10 protein-coding genes are annotated in these 17,504 nt (G+C 65.7%); 6 read left to right on the top strand and 4 right to left on the bottom strand.

The window, feature by feature from the left end; genetic code table 11:
• Nucleotides 1-17 precede the first annotated feature (17 nt).
• Nucleotides 18-2,636, bottom strand: coding sequence for a DNA mismatch repair protein MutS (mutS, locus tag C8C94_RS00900; RefSeq protein WP_121419376.1), 2,619 nt, complete (start codon nucleotides 2,634-2,636; stop codon nucleotides 18-20).
• A 282-nt stretch (nucleotides 2,637-2,918) separates the two neighbouring features.
• Between mutS and C8C94_RS00905 the strand changes: the two genes are divergently transcribed.
• The 3 genes from C8C94_RS00905 to C8C94_RS00915 are packed head-to-tail and all read left to right on the top strand — an operon-like array spanning nucleotide 2,919 to nucleotide 11,564.
• A complete protein-coding gene (locus tag C8C94_RS00905) occupies nucleotides 2,919-5,465 on the top strand; it encodes a bifunctional diguanylate cyclase/phosphodiesterase (RefSeq protein WP_233573355.1) in 2,547 nt (848 codons plus the stop codon).
• A gap of 42 nt (nucleotides 5,466-5,507) precedes the next feature.
• The gene (locus C8C94_RS00910) at nucleotides 5,508-10,409 is read left to right on the top strand and encodes a PAS domain S-box protein (protein ID WP_121419377.1); all 4,902 of its coding nucleotides are present in this window, start codon (nucleotides 5,508-5,510) and stop codon (nucleotides 10,407-10,409) included.
• 24 nt (nucleotides 10,410-10,433) lie between these two features.
• On the top strand, nucleotides 10,434-11,564 hold the full coding sequence (locus tag C8C94_RS00915) for a two-component system response regulator (protein ID WP_055400172.1): 1,131 nt from the start codon (nucleotides 10,434-10,436) through the stop codon (nucleotides 11,562-11,564).
• 203 nt (nucleotides 11,565-11,767) lie between these two features.
• Here the strand turns inward: C8C94_RS00915 and C8C94_RS00920 are convergent, their stop codons facing one another.
• Entirely contained in the window at nucleotides 11,768-12,724 is a 957-nt protein-coding gene (locus C8C94_RS00920; protein ID WP_121419378.1) for an inositol monophosphatase family protein, read from the bottom strand.
• 175 nt (nucleotides 12,725-12,899) lie between these two features.
• On the opposite strand from C8C94_RS00920, the gene C8C94_RS00925 reads away from it, so the two are divergent.
• Together C8C94_RS00925 and cysE are read left to right on the top strand one after the other, a co-directional pair.
• Nucleotides 12,900-13,703, top strand: a complete 804-nt coding sequence (locus tag C8C94_RS00925) for an RNA methyltransferase (protein WP_121419379.1) — start codon at nucleotides 12,900-12,902, stop codon at nucleotides 13,701-13,703.
• Between the two features lie 35 nt (nucleotides 13,704-13,738).
• Nucleotides 13,739-14,518 carry a serine O-acetyltransferase gene (cysE, locus tag C8C94_RS00930; RefSeq protein ID WP_121419380.1) on the top strand — a complete coding sequence of 260 codons (780 nt, stop codon included), beginning with the start codon at nucleotides 13,739-13,741 and terminating at the stop codon, nucleotides 14,516-14,518.
• A 106-nt stretch (nucleotides 14,519-14,624) separates the two neighbouring features.
• On the opposite strand, the gene mog is transcribed toward cysE, so the two are convergent.
• Nucleotides 14,625-15,233 carry a molybdopterin adenylyltransferase gene (gene mog, locus C8C94_RS00935; protein ID WP_055400180.1) on the bottom strand — a complete coding sequence of 203 codons (609 nt, stop codon included), beginning with the start codon at nucleotides 15,231-15,233 and terminating at the stop codon, nucleotides 14,625-14,627.
• Nucleotides 15,226-15,897 (bottom strand): ribosome biogenesis factor YjgA, encoded by a 672-nt coding sequence (gene yjgA, locus C8C94_RS00940; protein WP_121419381.1) that lies wholly within the window; start codon nucleotides 15,895-15,897, stop codon nucleotides 15,226-15,228. Before yjgA ends, mog begins: the two co-directional genes overlap by 8 nt.
• Nucleotides 15,898-15,961: 64 nt before the next feature.
• Between yjgA and pmbA the strand changes: the two genes are divergently transcribed.
• Nucleotides 15,962-17,404 (top strand): metalloprotease PmbA, encoded by a 1,443-nt coding sequence (pmbA, locus tag C8C94_RS00945; RefSeq protein ID WP_121419382.1) that lies wholly within the window; start codon nucleotides 15,962-15,964, stop codon nucleotides 17,402-17,404.
• Nucleotides 17,405-17,504: the final 100 nt, after the last annotated feature.

Here is a 17,504-nt window from a genome sequence, read left to right on the forward strand (position 1 = left end):
CTGGGTTGCGTGACTGGTCAGCCCGCCATCTTCTTGAGCTGGTACAGCGCATCCAGCGCCTCGCGCGGGCTCAACGCGTCGGGGTTGATGCCTGCCAGCGCAGCTTCCAGCGGGCTGGCGCCCGCGCTCTCAGGCACCTCGGGCGCGGCGAACAGGTCCACCTGCAATTCATCTTCACCCGCCCGCTCTTCCAGCGCCGCCAGCGCATGCCTTGCGTGGTGCAGCACGGGCGAGGGCATGCCCGCCAGCTTGGCCACCTGGATGCCGTAGCTGCGGCTGGCCGGGCCGGGCTGGATCTCGTGCAGGAACACGATGTCTGTGCCGCTCTCGGTAGCGCTCACATGCATGTTGATGGCGTGGCGCGCCTTGGCGGGCAGGTCTGTCAGCTCGAAATAGTGCGTGGCAAACAGCGTGAAGGCGCGGGTCTTGTCGTGCAGGTGCGTGGCAATGCCGCTGGCCAGGGCCAGGCCGTCAAACGTGCTGGTGCCCCGGCCGATCTCGTCCATCAGCACCAGGCTGTGGGGCGTAGCGGCGTGCAATATTTGCGCAGCCTCGGTCATCTCCAGCATGAAGGTGGACTGCGCGTTGGCCAGGTCGTCGGCCGCGCCGATGCGGGTGTGGATGGCGTCAATGGGCCCCAGGCGGCAGCTGGCGGCGGGCACATGGCTGCCCATGCTGGCCAGCAGCACGATGAGCGCCACCTGCCGCATGTAGGTCGATTTACCGCCCATGTTGGGGCCGGTGATGACCTGCATGCGCGTGTTGGCGTTGAGCCGCGTATGGTTGGCGATGAAGCTGCCGCTGGATGTCTCGGCCAGGCGTGCTTCGACCACTGGGTGACGGCCGCCTTCGATCTCGATGCAGGGTTCGGGCACAAACTGCGGCGCGCACCAGTTCAGCGTGAGCGAGCGCTCGGCCAGTGTGCACAGCACATCCAGCGTGGCCAGCGCCTGGGCCAGGCGGGTGAGGGCGGGCACGTGGGGCTGGAGCTGGTCGAGGATCTGTTCGTACAGCCACTTCTCGCGTGCTAGGGCACGCTCGTTGGCCGACAGGGCCTTGTCCTCGAAGGTTTTCAGCTCGGGTGTGATGAAGCGCTCGGCGTTCTTCAGCGTCTGGCGGCGGCGGTAGTCGTCGGGTACGCGGTCGAGGTGGCTGCCTGTCACTTCAATATAGAAGCCGTGTACCTTGTTGAACTGCACGCGCAGGTTGGGGATGCCGGTGCGCGCCTTCTCGCGGGTTTCCAGATCCAGCAGAAAGGCATCGCAGTTGGTCTGGATGGCGCGCAACTCGTCCAGCTCGGTGTCAAAGCCGTTGGCGATCACACCGCCGTCGCGCACCAGGGCGGCGGGCTCTTCGGCGATGGCGGCCTGCAGCAGGCCGGTGCAGCCCTCGGGCGGCTGCAGATGGCTAAAAATTTGAATCAAATAGGGCTCCAGCGCTTGTCCATTAAGCGCTAGAAGCTCTGCTTTTTGTAGCGTTTTGCCCAGTCCCACCAATTCGCGCGGGCGCACCTGGCGCAGCGCGATGCGGGCGGTGATGCGCTCTACGTCGCTCACCCCTTTGAGTTCGCCGCGCAGTGTGGCCCAGGGGCCCGAGCCACCGCCTGCGCCGCCTGCACCCCGCAAGGCTGTGGTGGCCGACAGGCGCTGCCGTGCCTCGGCGCGGTCGCGGCGCGGCTCCAGCAGCCAGGTCTTGAGCAGGCGGCTGCCCATGCCGGTCATGCAGGTGTCCAGCAGTGAGAACAGCGTGGGCGCATCGTCGCCGCGCAGGGTTTTGACGAGTTCCAGGTTGCGCCGAGTAGTGGCGGGCAGGTCGATGAGGTCGTCGTTGCGCTGCACCTGCACGCTGTGCACGTGGGTGAGGGTGCGGCCCTGCGTGTGCTCGGCATAGGTCAGCAGCCCGGCGGCGGCGGCGTGCGATTCGCCCAGGTCTTGCGCGCCCCAGGCCTGCAGGCTGGCGGCGCCCAGGTTTTCAAGCAGCTTGCGTTCGCCCAAGGCACTGTCGAACTGCCAGTCGGGCCGGGGGCTCATGGGGCAGGTGAAGACGCCACCCTGGCGCAGCACCTGCAGTTGTTGCTCAAAGCGCTCTGTCACGCCCGCGCTGTAGATCAGCTCGCTGGGCGCCACGCGCGCCAGCCAGGCGCCCAGTTCGTCCTGCGCACATTCGGCCAGGAAGACGCGGCCCTGCGTCACGCTCAGCCAGGCCAGTCCACAGCGCGCACGCGGCGCCTGGTGCACGGCCATCAGCAGCGATTCGGATTTGTCGGACAGCAGCTCCGTGTCGGTCAGCGTGCCGGGTGTGACCACGCGCACCACCTTGCGCTCCACCGGGCCCTTGTTGGCGCCCACTTCGCCCACCTGCTCGGCAATCGCCACCGACTCGCCCATCTTGATGAGGCGCGCCAGGTAGTTCTCCAGTGCATGGAAGGGCACACCCGCCATCACCACCGGCTGGCCGCCCGACTGGCCGCGCTGCGTGAGCGTGATGTCGAGCAGCCGCGCGGCCTTCTCGGCGTCTTGCCAGAAGACCTCGTAGAAGTCGCCCATGCGGTAGAACAGGAGCGTTTCAGGGTACCCGGCCTTGAGGGCGAGGTACTGCTGCATCATGGGGGTGTGGTGTTCGAGCGTGTCGGACATGCTGGGGGCCGAGAAATGAGGCGTGGACTGTAGCAGTTCGCTCCACGGGCCTGCACTGCATGCGGCAGGGGGCGGAGCCCGTTGGCCCAGGCGGATACGGTGATCGCCGTGCTGCACGGAGGGCTCCGGGTTTTCCCTTGGGCAAATGCCACAGGTTTTTATTGTTCGTTACGTTTTGACATACTCTTGCCTGTATGCTGGCACATTGGCTGTGACCCTCGGCCCCGCCTTGCGCAGGCGGGATTCCTCCCCACCGCAGGCTTCAAAGGTTTCAGAGCGACCGTGATCTCGTCCGAACTGTTGACCGATCTCCTTGCCCCCGTTGGCGAGGGCCACATAGAGCCGATGGCGCAGGCGCGTCTGCAGGCGCTGGTCGATGCCGTTCCGGTGGCCTTGATGGAGTTCCGGTTGCAGCACGGCCGTCTGCTGCTGCTGGCCGCCAACGCTGCCGCACGGCGCATGCCCGGCCTGGGGGCGGTGCGCAACCCCGGAGCGGATGCCTGCGAGGTGTTTGACCTGCTGGCGGGCACCCCCCTCATGGACCAACTGCAAGGCGTGGCCCGCGTGGGTGCGCCGCTCGAATGCCGCCAGGTGGTGCGCGAGCCCGGTCGGCTGCTGCTGGCCTGGGATCTGTCTGCGCGCCGTGTGACCAGCGATTGCATCGTGGTCACCGTGCGCGATGCCACCGAGGCCGAAACCCTGCGTGCCGCGCTCGCAGCGTCCGAACGTGCCCTGGAAGAAGTGCGCCGCGAACTGCGCGAACAGACCGAGGTCTTCAACACCATGGAGAGCCTGGCCCGCACGGGCCATTGGCGCCGCATCGAAGACCCGGGTGAAACGGTGCTGCTGTGGTCGCCCGGCCTGTGCGACATCGCTGGCTTCGAACAGCAGGAATGGGTCGACCCAGAGCGCGCCGTGAGCGGCATCCTGCCCGAGGACCGCCATGTGTTCGACAAGGCCCGCATGCCAGGTGCCGGCCTGGATGTGGAATACCGCTGGCGCCGGCCCGATGGCGAAGTGCGGTGGATGCGGTCGCGCGTGCAGCGCACGTTGCCGCGCGACGGGGTGCAGGTGGTGATGGGCGTGGTGCAGGACGTGACAGACGAACACCGCGCGGCCGAACAGCTGCGCGAGCAGCTGCTGTTCATCCAGCGCATTGCCAGCCGCATACCGGGCTTTATCTACGAGTACCGACTGCATGCGGATGGCGGCACCAGCGTGCAGTACATCAGCGATGCAGTGCGTGACTTCATGGGGGTGGAGCCGAGCCAGGTGACCGCCGACCACGGCGTGCTCATGCACCGGGTGTTGCCCGAAGACCTGCCGCAGGTGCAGCGCTCGGCGATCACGTCGGTGCGCAGGCTGGTGCCCTGGCAGTGTGAGTACCGTGTGCGCATGCCCGACGGCAGCGTGCGCTGGCACATGACCAATGCCATTCCGCACCGCGAGCCCGATGGCTCGGTGGTGTCCCATGGCTTCACCATGGACATCACAGACCGCAAGCGCGCAGAACAAGAAATCGAGCGCCTGGCCTTCTTCGACGCCCTCACAGGCCTGCCCAACCGCCGCCTGCTGCTGGACCGCCTGCAACGCTCCATCGCCGCCTGCCAGCGCACCAAGAACCTCGGCGCCCTGCTGTTCATCGACCTCGATAACTTCAAAGACCTCAACGACACCCTGGGCCACGACATGGGCGACCAGCTCCTGTCCCAGGTCGCCACCCGCCTGGTGGGCAGCGTGCGCGAAGCCGACACCGTGGCCCGCTTTGGCGGCGACGAATTCGTCGTCATGCTCGAAGCCCTGGCCCCCGACCTGCAAGACGCCGCCACCCAGGCAGAAACCGTGGCCGAGAAACTCCTGGCCAGCCTGAACCAGCCCTTTGAGCTCGACGGCGCCCAGCACTACAGCACCCCCAGCATCGGCATCACCCTCTTTGGCGACGAACGCCTCACGGTGGACGAACTCCTCAAACGCGCCGACCTGGCCATGTACCAGGCCAAGGCCGCAGGGCGCAACACCCAGCGCTTCTTCGACCCCGACATGCAAGCGGCCGTCAACGCCCGCTCCAACCTGGAAGCCGACCTGCGCCAGGGCCTGGCCCGGGGCGAACTGCTGGTGCACTACCAGCCCGTCGTGGACCACCAATCCCAGCTCATGGGCGCAGAAGCCCTGGTGCGCTGGCGCCACCCCCAGCGCGGAATGATCAGCCCCGGCGACTTCATCCCCCTGGCCGAACAGACCGGCCTGATCCTCCCTTTAGGCCAATACGTGCTGCAAACCGCCTGCGAACAACTGCAGCGCTGGGGCCAGCACGAAGCCACCGCCCACCTGTCCATCTCGGTCAACGTCAGCGCCCGGCAGTTCCGCCAGCCCGGCTTTGTGGCCGAAGTGCTGCAGACCCTCAAGAACCACCACGCCGACCCCCGCAAACTCAAGCTCGAACTCACCGAAAGCCTGCTGCTGGGAGACATCGAAGACACCATCGCACGCATGGTGCAGCTCAAGAGCGAAGGCGTGGGCTTTGCGCTGGATGACTTTGGCACCGGCTACTCCTCCCTGTCCTACCTCAAGAGATTGCCCCTGGACCAGGTCAAGATCGACCAGAGCTTTGTGCGGGACGTGCTGACGGACCCCAACGACGCGGCGATTGTGCGGACCATCCTGGCGCTGGCCAAGAGCCTGGACCTGGAGGTGGTGGCCGAGGGGGTGGAGACGACGGGGCAGCTGAGTTTCCTGAGGCTGCATGGGTGTGAGGGGTTTCAGGGGTATCTCTTTGGGCGGCCCGGGCCGGTGGGGGACATTGATGCCTTGCTGTATCCCGCTCGGTAAGAGCCGCCCGCTGGTTGGCCAGGGCTTGGACGGAGGTTCCGCGTGACGCGGGTGGGTGAGGGCGTGGGCGGATTTCTGGACAAGGTGCTGGACCGCAATGCCCCGGGCGTGCGCGGTCTGGTGCTGGTGGTGGCTGCGGCACTGGTGGGGGCCTGGCTGGTGGTGCTGGGGGCCATGCACTGGCAAGGTGCCCAACGTGCTGACGAGCGCGCCAAGCTGCTGCAGCAGACCGTGGACACGCTGCAGGCCCGGATCACGGGTGGCGGCATGCTGGGCGCGGTGTCGTTGCTGGGCCTGAGCGAGCCGCTGCTCAAGGCCATGGCCCTGGGGCAGCTGGCACCGGACGACCCTGAAGCCCTGGCGCGGCTGGGGGTGGCCCGGGGGCGGTTTCTGGTCAACGGCGTGTATGTCATGGCGGCCGATGGCACGGTGGTGGCGCACGAGACGCCGGGGGGCCGATCCACCGGCATCAACCTGGCGTTTCGTCCGTATTTTCAGCAGGCCATCAAGGGCGCCATCAGCGTGTATGCCGCCATTGGCAGCAACTCGCAGGAGCGTGGCCTCTATTACGCCGCGCCGCTGTATGAAAACGACACGCCTTCCAGCTCCATCATCGGTGTGGTGATGTTCAAGGTGGGGTTCGAGTTGTTTGACGAGGTGCTCAAGAGCACCCAGTTGCCCACCGTGCTGTTGTCTCCGCAAGGCGTGGTGTTCGCATCGACGCGGCCCGAGTGGCTGTTTGCGGTGGCGCCGCCGCTCACGCAGGCGCGCATTGATTCGATCCGCGCTTCGCGCCAGTTTGGCAACCACTTCGACAAGGGCCTGGCTTCTTCCCTGCCCTTCGCGCCGGATGCGGGCGAGGTTGTCATCGACGGGGTGAACTACGCAGTGGAGCGCCGCCAGGTCGATTGGAGCGACCCCGGCGGCCAGTGGCAGCTGGCGATGCTGGATGACGTGAGCACCCTGATGACGGGGGCTGAGCGCCTGAAGGTGGGAGGGGCTGCCTTCGTGCTGCTGAGCCTGCTGGGGCTGCTGCTGCTGGAGCTGCTGCGCAGCCGGGCGCGGGTGAGCGCTGCGCTGGAGCGCTTCAGGGTATTGGGCGCTGCGCTGGGGAGCAGCCCGGTCTCGGTGGTCATCACCGATGGAGACGGGCGCATCGACTGGGTCAATCCGCAGTATGAGCGCAACTCCGGCTACACATTGCAAGAGGTCCGTGGCAAGAAGCCGTCGGTGGTGTCCAGTGGCCAGACCCTGGCGCAGACCTACCAGGAGATGTGGTCCACGCTGCTTTCGGGCCGCTCGTGGCAAGGGCAGTTTGTCAACCGCCGCAAGGACGGAAGCCTCTACCACGACGAGGCTACGCTCTCGCCCGTGTTTGACGAGCGTGGCAAGCGCATTGCCATCGTCGGCCTGCACGAAGACGCCTCGGGGCGTATCCAGGCACAGAAGGAGCTGGAGCGGCGTGAGCGTCTGCTCAACGAGCTGCTGGAGCAGCAGACTGCCATCTTTGACAACGCGCCCCCCATTGCGCTGGTGGGGGACGGGAAGTTCCGGCAGTTCAACCCGGCGTTTGTGGAGCTGATGGGCAGCACGGCGTCCGAGCTGCTGGGGCTGGACGTCGGGGTGTTGCTGGGTGGGGAGGACCGCGCAAGGCAGTTCTACGGCCAGGTCGGTCCCGTGCTGAACGCCGGGGGCGCCGTGCGGCAGGTGTCGACGCTGTTTCGCCTGGATGGCCACAGCTTTGAGGCACGCATGGCAGGACGCAGCGTGCAAATGGAGGGGTTCAAGAACGCATCCCTCTGGGTGATCGAGGACGTCAGCGAGCAGCGCCGGGCCGAGATCGCCATGCAGCAGGCCAAAGACCGGCTGGAGCTGGCGCAGGAGGCCGGCAAGATCGGTGTGTTCGACATTGACCTGCTCACCTCCCAGGTGCTGTGGAGCGAGAAGCTGCTGGCGTTGCTCGGCCTGGCGCCGGGCACGGAGGTGCGCTCCCAGCGTGACTGGCAGGCGGTTCTGCACCCCGATGATCGCGCCCGCGCGGTGGCCGCCTTTTCGAGTGCCCTGGCGGGCGGCGAGACCCACCTTCGCGATTCCTGGCGCATCGTGCGGCCGGACGGTGAGGTGCGATGGTTCCTGTCGGCGGCCCGCATATTTCGCGATGGCAACGGGCGGGCGGTGCGGGTGGTGGGCGTCAACGTGGATATCCACGAACAAAAGCTGCTGGAACAGCAGGTGGCCGAGCAGCTGGATTTCCAGCAGGCACTGATTGACGCCATCCCCGTGCCGCTGTTCTACAAGGGCGCGGACGGCCGGTACATCGGCTTTAACCGCGCCTACGAGCAGGCCTTTGGGGTGCAGCGCGAGACACTGATCGGCAAGACCGTGCGGGACCTTGCGTTCCTGCCCGAGACCGAGCGCGAACGCTTCGATGCGGACGCGCAGGAGGCCCTGCACGGGGTCCAGTCGGTGCACAAGGAGGTGGACCTGCCGTATGCCGACGGAAAGGTGCACCACACGCTGTTCTGGCTGCACGGCTTCTCGCGGCCCGACGGCTCGCCGGGCGGGGCCATCGGGACCTTTGTCGACATTACCGACCGTCAGCGCGCCGAGCAGGACCTGCGCCGCGCCAAGGAGCTGGCCGAGGAGTCCACCGCACTGAAGTCCAACTTCCTGGCCAACATGAGCCACGAGATCCGCACGCCGATGAACGCGATCATCGGCATGTCGCACCTGGCGCTCAAGTCGGGCCTGACAGCACGCCAGCACGACTACGTGAGCAAGATCCAGCAGGCCGGCCAGCACCTGCTGGGCGTGATCAACGACATCCTGGATTTTTCCAAGATCGAGGCGGGCAAGCTCATGGTGGAGAAGCAGCCCTTTGTGCTCGACCGCATGCTGGAGAGTGTGTCCGACGTGGTGGGCTACAAGGCCGGTGCCAAGGGGCTGGAGCTGGTTTGCGATGTGGCGGCCGACGTGCCCCCCAACCTGGTGGGTGACTCGCTGCGCCTGGGTCAGATCCTCATCAACTTTGCCAACAACGCCATCAAGTTCACTGAAACGGGCGAGATCAGCATTGCCGTGCGGCTGCTGGAGGCAGAGGGCAACCGGGTGATGCTGCGGTTTGAAGTGCGTGACACCGGGATCGGACTTACGCCCGAGCAGATGGGGCGGCTGTTCCAGAGCTTCCAGCAGGCGGACACCTCCACCACGCGCCGCTATGGCGGCACGGGCCTGGGCCTGGCTATCTGCAAGAGCCTGGCGGAGCTGATGGGCGGCGAGGTAGGGGTGCAGAGCACCTATGGCCAGGGCTCCACATTCTGGGTCACTGTGCCGCTCGAACGCGGTGCACCCGCGCGCGTGCTGCTGCCACCCCCGGACCTCCGGGGCCGACGTGTGCTGGTGGTGGACGACAACCAGACAGCGGCCACCGTGCTGTCCGACATGCTGCTGGCCATGGGTTTTGAGGTGGAGCAGGCCCACTCCGGCCTGGAGGCACTCGACCGGCTGCGCGAGTCCATGGCACGGCACCAACCGTTTGGCCTGCTACTGCTGGACTGGCACATGCCGGGCATGGACGGTGTGGAGCTGGCGGGCCACATCCGGGGCCTGGGCATGGCGCAGGTGCCCAAGATGCTCATGGTCACGGCCTACGGCCGCGAGGACGTGATGCGTGCCGCCCGCGTTCAGGGCATCGACACGGTGCTGATCAAACCCGTCAACGCCTCGCTGCTGTTCGACACGCTGATGCAGCCGCTGGAACACTCCACCTACAGCCCGCGCCGCGCCGTCACCCCCGCGCCCGCTGCCGACGAGCTGCCGCTGGAGATCCGGGGAGCGTCGGTGCTGCTGGTGGAGGACAACGAGCTCAACCAGATGGTGGCGGTCGAACTCTTGCTCGAAGCCGGTTTTGCCGTGGATGTTGCCGAGAACGGCCAGATCGCCCTCGACCGCATCGAGCGCAAGGCTTATGACGTGGTGCTGATGGACATGCAGATGCCTGTCATGGACGGCGAAACGGCCACGCGGCAATTGCGCAGCAATCCGCGCCATGCCCACCTGCCCATCGTGGCCATGACGGCCAACGCGATGGAGTCTGATCGCCAGCGCTGTTTTGCGGCCGGCATGAACGACCATGTGGCCAAACCCATCGAGCCTGCGGCGTTGTGGGCCGCCCTGAGCCGCTGGATTCGACCCCGGCCGGGGCTGGGCAAGCCGCCTGTGGAGGGGGTGCCCCGCGCAGCAGGCGTTGGTGCAAGTTCGGGTTGGGGGGCTGATGGGATGGCGCCGGAGGGGGCTGACGCTGCGGTGGCGGCAGCTTTCCCCGCAGTTGCAGGGCTGGACACCAGCCTGGGTCTGCAGCGCGCCTTGGGCAAGCCGGGCCTGTACGCCGAGATGCTGCGGCGATTTGTGCAAGGCCAGTCGTCGGTGATCGCGGACCTGGAGCAGGCCGTCGCCAGCGCAGACGTGGTGCTGGCCGAGCGGCTGGCCCACACCCTGCGCTCGGTCGCGGCCAACATTGGCGCGCAGGAGGTGTCCGCCCATGCACAAGCGCTGGAGCAGGCCTTGCGCAGTGGGGCGCATGCCGAAATGTCCGCGGGACTGACGGCCACCCTGGGCGCTGCGTTGCAGCCCCTGCTGACGGGATTGCAGGCGTGGATGCAGGGGCAGCAAACGGGGCGGCCGAAAGGCCTGGAAACCCCTGCTGGGGCCGCGCTGCAGGGAGTGGGCGCCACGGCGGTCCTGCAAAAGCTGCGCATGCTGCTGGAGCAGGACGACCCTGCAGCCCCCGAGTTTTTCCAACACAATGTCCAGGTGCTCCGATCCGCGCTGGGGAGCAGCTTCACGGTGGTCGAGATGCACACCCAGAATTTTGATTTTGAGCAAGCACTGGCGGCAATGGCCGCCGTGTCAGGCCCCGAACACCCTGCCGTTCACACCCCTTGAGCGGCACAACACCCAGGAACTTCCATGGACAACGCGCCCTTTGCCTCCCCACAGGCCGCTCTTGTTGACAAGCCGATCGCCACGGTGCTGGTGGTGGACGACACGCCGGACAATCTCACCCTCATGGGCAGCCTGCTGCGCGAGCATTTCCTGGTGAAGGTGGCCAACCATGGCGAGAAGGCCCTGAAGATCGCGCAGTCCGACACCCCTCCCGACCTGATCCTGCTCGACATCATGATGCCCGAGATGGATGGTTATGAGGTGTGTCGGCGCCTGAAGGCTGCGGCGGCCACGCGCGACATCCCGGTGATCTTTCTCACGGCGCGTTCCGACACCGACGACGAGCGCGCGGGCCTGGCCCTGGGGGCCGTGGACTACATCACCAAGCCCATCAGTCCGCCCATCCTGCTGGCGCGGGTCAACACCCATCTGGCGCTCAAGGCCACGGCGGATTTCCTGCGCGACAAAAGCTCGTACCTGGAGCGCGAAGTGGCCATGCGCACGCTGGAGGTGCAGGCCATCCAGGACGTGACCATCATGGCCATGACATCGCTGGCAGAGACGCGCGACAACGAAACCGGTAACCACATTCGCCGCACCCAGCTGTATGTGAAGACGCTGGCCGAGCGGCTGCGCCACCACCCGCGTTTCGAGCCCGTGCTCAACGACCGCATGATCGAGCTGCTGTACAAGTCCGCTCCGCTGCACGACATCGGCAAGATCGGCATCCCCGACAGCATCTTGCTGAAACCCGGCAAGCTCACGGTGGAAGAGTTCGAGATCATGAAAACCCACACCACCCTGGGCCGTAACGCCATCGACGAAGCCGAGCGGCGCCTGGGCATGCGCGTGGCGTTCTTGAGCGTGTCCAAGGAGATCGCCTACAGCCACCAGGAGAAGTGGGATGGCTCAGGCTACCCGCAGGGCCTGGCGGGCGATGCCATCCCGGTGTCGGCGCGCCTCATGGCCGTGGCCGATGTGTACGACGCACTCATCAGCAAGCGCGTCTACAAGCCCGCGTTTTCACACGACCAGGCCTGCAACACCATCATTCGCGGCAAGGGCACGCACTTTGACCCCGATATGGTGGATGCGTTTGTGGACATTGCGGAAGACTTCCGCAGCATTGCCCAGAAATACCCCGACCCTGGATAAAGGACAACCCCCTGAGCGACTTCGTCGCTTCCCCCTTCTCTCGAATTGCTGCGCAATTCGAGAGAAGGGGGACGCAGCCAGTGCGGCGGGGCGGCCCTTGCACGGCTGCACTGGTGTGCGTCTCGCCCGCTGCACGGTTCAGCTAGGAGATCTCACCATTGGTCATCGTGTGCTGGCCTAACTGCCGTGCGCGGTGGATGGGTTTAGAACGGCGCGTCTTCGCTCTTGGGGGCGTCGGCCTGTGGGGCGGCACCCGTGGTGTCGGACTCCACATCGGCTGCAGCCTCGGCTTCAGCGTTGACGGGTGCGTCTGCCGCAGCCGCCTGGCGCACAGCCGCCTTGTCGCCAGCGCTCGCAAACTTGCTGTACTTGCCCAGAATAGGCACCAGCTGGCCGTAGATGCGGGGGCTGCCGGCCAGGCACTCGCGCTGCTCCAGAAAGTCCGCTTCGCCCGTGAAATTGCCCACCAGGCCACCGGCCTCGGTCACCAACAGCGAGCCCGCAGCCACGTCCCAGATCGACAGGCCGGTTTCAAAGAAACCATCGGTGAAGCCCGCAGCCACATAGGCCAGGTCCAGCGCGGCGGCGCCGGGGCGGCGCAGGCCGGCGGTGCGCTGCATCACGTCGGCCATCATGTTCAGGTAGCTCTTGAAGTTGTCGCCCGGGCGGAAGGGGAAGCCGGTGGAGATCAGGCAGTCCTTGAGCTGGGTGCGCTTGCTTACACGAATGCGCCGCTCGTTCAGGTAGGCGCCACGGCCCTTGGTGGCGGTGAACAGGTCGTTGCGCGATGGGTCATAGATGACGGCCTGCTCGACCTTGCCGCGCACAGCCAGCGCGATGCTGATGCAGTACACGGGAAAGCCGTGGATGAAGTTGGTGGTGCCGTCCAGCGGGTCGATGATCCAGACAAATTCCGAATCCTTGGCGCCGTATTCGCTGCCCGACTCTTCGGCCAGGATGCCGTGGCCGGGGTAGGCCGTCAGCAGCGTCTCGATGATGATTTTTTCGGACGCGTGGTCCACTTCGGTCACAAAGTCGTTGATCTGCTTTTGCGAGATCCGCACCGATTCCACGTCAAGGGCCGCGCGGTTGATGATGGCGCCGGCGGCGCGTGCGGCCTTGATGGCCACGTTAAGCATGGGGTGCAGGTTGGACGACATAAATTGTGGTGGTGAGCAGGGCGCCGTGCGTCAACAATGAAGCGAGGCAGCCTGCGAATCAGGAGCGGTGCGATCCGACCCGGCGATGCGGGCGGCGACAATGAGGGCAGGATTTTACCCGCAGAGCCTCTTTTTCGCCTAACCGCTTGCCTTTTCCCTTGTCCTGCACCTCCCCATGAAGACCCGTTTTGTCCTGATCAACACCAGCCACGCCGGCAATGTGGGCGCTGCCGCCCGCGCCATGAAAACAATGGGTTTTGATGACCTGGTGCTGGTGGCCCCGCGCTGGGCCAACGTGCTGCGGCGCGAGGAGACCATCCAGCGCGCCAGTGGCGCGCTCGACGTGCTGGAGAACGCCCGCATCGTTGCAACGCTCGATGAGGCGCTGGACGGCATGAGCCACCTGTGCGCCACGGCGATGACCCCGCGCGACTTTGGGCCGCCCACGGCTGCGCCGCGTGCCCATTTCGAATTGCTATTAAAACAAGAGCTGCTAGCGCTTGATGGAAAGGCGCTAGAGGCCAAAAACACCTCAAATCCAGAAGATCCATCGGCTGCGGCAGCCGGCCAGGCCGGCGTCGCCTTCCTGTTTGGCTCCGAGCGTTTTGGCATGACCAACGAGGATGTGTACCGCTGCCACGTAGCACTGTCGATTCCCACCAACCCCGGCTTTGGCTCGCTCAACCTCGGCGCCGCCATCCAGGTGATTGCCTACGAATGGCGCATGGCGCTGGGCGGGTTCCCGGTGCTGGATGCCACACCACAGCGCGCCCTGGCCGACGCCGCGCAGGTAGCGGGCATGCTGGGCCACTGGGAGCAGGCGCTTACCACCATCGGTTTTCTGGACCCCGCCGCACCCAAGAAGCTCATGCCCCGCCTTAACCAGCTTTTCAATCGCGCGCAGCTCAGCCCTGAAGAAATCCACATCTTGAGAGGTGTCGCCAAAGCCATGATCGAGGCCGCTGAGGCGAAACGCTAGACTGTGCGGCCATAAACACATAACGAAAAGAACCGATGTTCGCCCGCCTGCGCTCCGATATCCAGTGCATCCTCGACCGCGATCCTGCCGCGCGCAGCACGTGGGAGGTGATCACCTGTTATCCGGGCCTGCACGCGATCTGGCTGCATCGCCCCGCGCACTGGTGCTGGCACCACGGCCTGAAATGGCTCGGTCGCTTTATTTCGCACTTTGCGCGCTGGTTCACGGGCATCGAGATTCACCCCGGCGCGAAGATTGGAGAGCGCGTGTTCTTCGACCATGCGATGGGCGTGGTGGTGGGCGAGACCGCCGAGATCGGCGACGGCTGCACCATCTACCAGGGCGTCACGCTGGGCGGTACCTCGCTGTACAAAGGTGCCAAGCGCCATCCCACGTTGGGCAAGGACGTGGTGGTGAGTGCGGGCGCCAAGGTGCTCGGCGGCTTTGAAGTGGGTGACGGCGCGAAGATCGGCAGCAATGCCGTGGTCATCAAGCCGGTGCCTGCGGGCGCCACGGCGGTGGGCATTCCGGCCCGGATCATCCCGTCCAAAGCTGGCGAAAGCGCGGACGTGACCGAGCCGCAGCAGGCGCGCAAGTTCACGGCCTATGGCATCACGCAGGAGGACGATCCGCTCTCGCAGGCCATGCGCGGGTTGATCGATAACGCCTCGTCGCAAGAGCACCAGATTGCGCTGCTGTGGCAGGCCATCGAGAAGCTGTCCGCCAACCCGCAGAACAAGGACTGCGTGCCGTGTGATGCCGCGCTCAAGGAACAGTTCGAGGCAGGCAAGCTCAACGAGTTGGTGGGTAAGTAGCGGCGTGCCTGCGCTGCCCTGTTTTATTTGGTTGCTATGAAAAATATAGCTGCTTGCGCTTATCGAGTAAGCGCTAGCGGCTATATTTGCTTCAGATTCTGAAGTATCAAGCTGGGCGAGTTGCCCGCACAGCGCTCTTGGGGCGGAACGCTTTGCAGACCTCGTCCCGCGTTTCCAGATACGGCCCGCCAATCAGGTCCACGCAGTAGGGTACGGCCGCAAAGATGCCCGGCACGATTTGCTTGCCGTCGGCCTCCTTCAGGCCCTCCAGCGTCTCGGCAATGGCCTTGGGCTGGCCGGGCAGGTTGATGATGAGGCTCTGGTCGCGCACCACGGCCACCTGGCGCGAGAGGATGGCGGTGGGCACGAACTTCAGGCTGATCTGGCGCATCTGCTCGCCAAAGCCCGGCATCTCCTTGTGCGCCACGGCCAACGTGGCCTCGGGCGTCACGTCGCGCAAGGCAGGGCCCGTGCCGCCGGTGGTCAGCACCAGGCAACAGCCTGCGTTGACCAGTTCGATCAGCGCCGCGCTGATGCCTTCCTGCTCGTCGGGGATCAGGCGCGATTCGAAGGTGATGGGGTTGTGCAGTGCGCGCGTGAGCCAGTCCTGCAGCGCGGGCAGGCCCTTGTCTTCATAGACACCGCTGCTGGCGCGGTCGCTGATGGAGACGATGCCGATCTTCACCGGGTCGTGCAGGGCAGAAGGCTCACTCATCGCCGTGGTCCTCATCGGTATTGCTGGCGTCGTCTGCACCCGTGCCGCCCAGGTGCTCGCGCACCAGCTGGAACAGCTCGCGGTAGGCGCGGCCCTTGCGCGGGGCCAGGCCTTGCGAGACCTGGACATTGGCCTCCTTGCCCGCAGGCTGTGCGTCCTTGCGGGCCTGGCGGATCAGGGCGCGCAACTGCTGCGTGTCGGTGGTGGGGTGCTCGGCCATCCAGGGGGCCAGCGCGTCATCGTCGGCAATCAGGCGGTCGCGCCAGTGTTCGGCCAGGTGCAACTGCATCTTTTCGGTGGCCGAGCCCTTGTGCTGCTCTTCCAGCGCCTGGCGGGCGGCCTGCACCAGCTCGGGTTCGAGCTTGCGCATGATCTTGCCCACGTACTGCATCTGGCGGCGCTTGCCTTCAAAGTTGGTGATGCGCTTGGCCTCGGCCAGCGCGTCCACCAGCTTGTCGGGCAGTCCCACCGCCTCGAACAGGTCGGCGCGCAAGCTCAAAAGCTCTTTGCCCAGCTCCTGCAGTTCGTCGCTTTCGCGCTTGAGATCGGTGCGGCTGGCATCGGGCGTGCCTTTGAGTTCGGCCTTGAGCTGAATGTCCATTTCGCTGCCTTCGGCAACGAACTGGCCTCGCACAAAGTAGCCTTTTTTGGGTTTGCGTGACATGGGTGGGGGCAAAAAGAGAAGCGGCGCAGAGCGCGCCACAGCGGCAAGTATCATAGCTGCCGCTATGAATAAACCCTCCACCCGCGCCGCGCGCGCCCAAAGCGCGGCTGCCGCTGCGCCCGCGCCTGCCACCTCCCGCACCCCTGACAACGGCTTCAGCTACAGCCGCGCGTTCTTTGAAGACCTGGTGGACCGCGCCCTGGCCCATGCCAAAAAGCTCGGCGCCACCGACGCAGGCGCCGAGGCGTCCGAGGGCTGCGGCCTGTCGGTCAGCGTGCGCAAGGGCGAGCTGGAGAACGTGGAGCGCAACCGCGATAAATCCCTGGGCGTGACGGTGTACCTTGGCAAACGCCGTGGCAACGCCAGCACGTCCGATTTCTCGAACAAGGCCATCGAGCAGACCGTGCAGGCAGCCTACGACATCGCCCGTTTCACGGCCGAAGATCCCATGGCAGGCCTGCCGGACGCCGATGACATCGCCCCGGCCGACACGCACCGCGATCTGGACCTGTTCCACCCCTGGGCCATCACCAGCGAAGAGGCCGCTGAAATCGCCAAGGCCTGCGAGGCCGCCGCGCTCAAGACGCACCGCCGCATCACCAACAGCGAAGGCGCGGGCGTGTCGGCCCAGCAAAGCCATTTCTTCAGCGCCCACACACGCGGCTTTCGCGGCGGCTATGCCAGTTCGCGCCACAGCTTCTCCGTCGCACCCATCGCCTCGCTGCCCGGCCGCAACGCCGAGATGCAGCGCGATGCCTGGTACAGCTCCATGCGCGACGCCACCGAACTGGCATCGCCCGAGGCCGTGGGCCGCTACGCCGCGCAGCGCGCGTTGAGCCGCCTGGGCAGCCGCAAGATCCCCACCACGCAATGCCCGGTGTTGTTCGAATCCACCCTGGCCGCCGGCCTGCTGGGCGGCTTTGTGCAGGCCGTCAGCGGCGGCTCGCTGTACCGCAAGAGCAGCTTTTTGCTCGATTCGCTCGGCAAGATGGTCTTTCCCAAACACATCGACATTTTGGAAGACCCCTTCATCCTGCGCGGCAAGGGCAGCTCGCCCTTTGACGAAGAAGGCGTGCGCGTGGCGCCGCGCAAGGTGGTCAAAGGAGGGCGCGTCGAGGGCTACTTCCTGTCCAGCTACTCGGCCCGCAAACTGGGCATGAAGACCACGGGCAATGCGGGCGGCTCGCACAACCTGGTGATGACCTCGCGCCTCACGCAAGCCAGCGACAACCTCGACGCCATGCTGCAAAAGCTGGGCACGGGCCTCTTTGTTGTGGAGCTGATGGGCCAGGGCGTGAACTACGTGACCGGCGACTATTCGCGCGGCGCGAGCGGCTTCTGGGTGGAGAACGGCAAGATCGCCTACCCGGTGCACGAGATCACCATCGCGGGCAATCTGAAAGACATGCTCAAGGGCATTGAGGCTGTGGGCGCGGATACCTACAACTACGGTGCCAAGACCGTGGGTTCCATCCTGGTGAACCGCATGAAGGTGGCTGGGAGCTAATGCCTGGTCCGTAGCGCAGCCACCGCAAAAGGGCCGCGCTGATGCAAAAAAGGCCCTCGCGATGAGCGAGGGCCTTTTTGTTTTTTGAGCAGCTGTTGCG

Source organism: Acidovorax sp. 94, from assembly GCF_003634645.1.
GTDB classification, from domain to species: Bacteria; Pseudomonadota; Gammaproteobacteria; order Burkholderiales; family Burkholderiaceae_C; genus Acidovorax; species Acidovorax facilis.

Bases quoted from the DNA above. Each gene is read 5' to 3' on its own strand.
- mutS (WP_121419376.1), bottom strand. From the start codon at position 2,636: ATGTCCGACACGCTCGAACACCACACCCCCATGATGCAGCAGTACCTC.
- C8C94_RS00915 (WP_055400172.1), top strand. From the start codon at position 10,434: ATGGACAACGCGCCCTTTGCCTCCCCACAGGCCGCTCTTGTTGACAAG.
- C8C94_RS00920 (WP_121419378.1), bottom strand. From the start codon at position 12,724: ATGTCGTCCAACCTGCACCCCATGCTTAACGTGGCCATCAAGGCCGCA.
- C8C94_RS00925 (WP_121419379.1), top strand. From the start codon at position 12,900: ATGAAGACCCGTTTTGTCCTGATCAACACCAGCCACGCCGGCAATGTG.
- cysE (WP_121419380.1), top strand. From the start codon at position 13,739: ATGTTCGCCCGCCTGCGCTCCGATATCCAGTGCATCCTCGACCGCGAT.
- mog (WP_055400180.1), bottom strand. From the start codon at position 15,233: ATGAGTGAGCCTTCTGCCCTGCACGACCCGGTGAAGATCGGCATCGTC.
- yjgA (WP_121419381.1), bottom strand. From the start codon at position 15,897: ATGTCACGCAAACCCAAAAAAGGCTACTTTGTGCGAGGCCAGTTCGTT.
- pmbA (WP_121419382.1), top strand. From the start codon at position 15,962: ATGAATAAACCCTCCACCCGCGCCGCGCGCGCCCAAAGCGCGGCTGCC.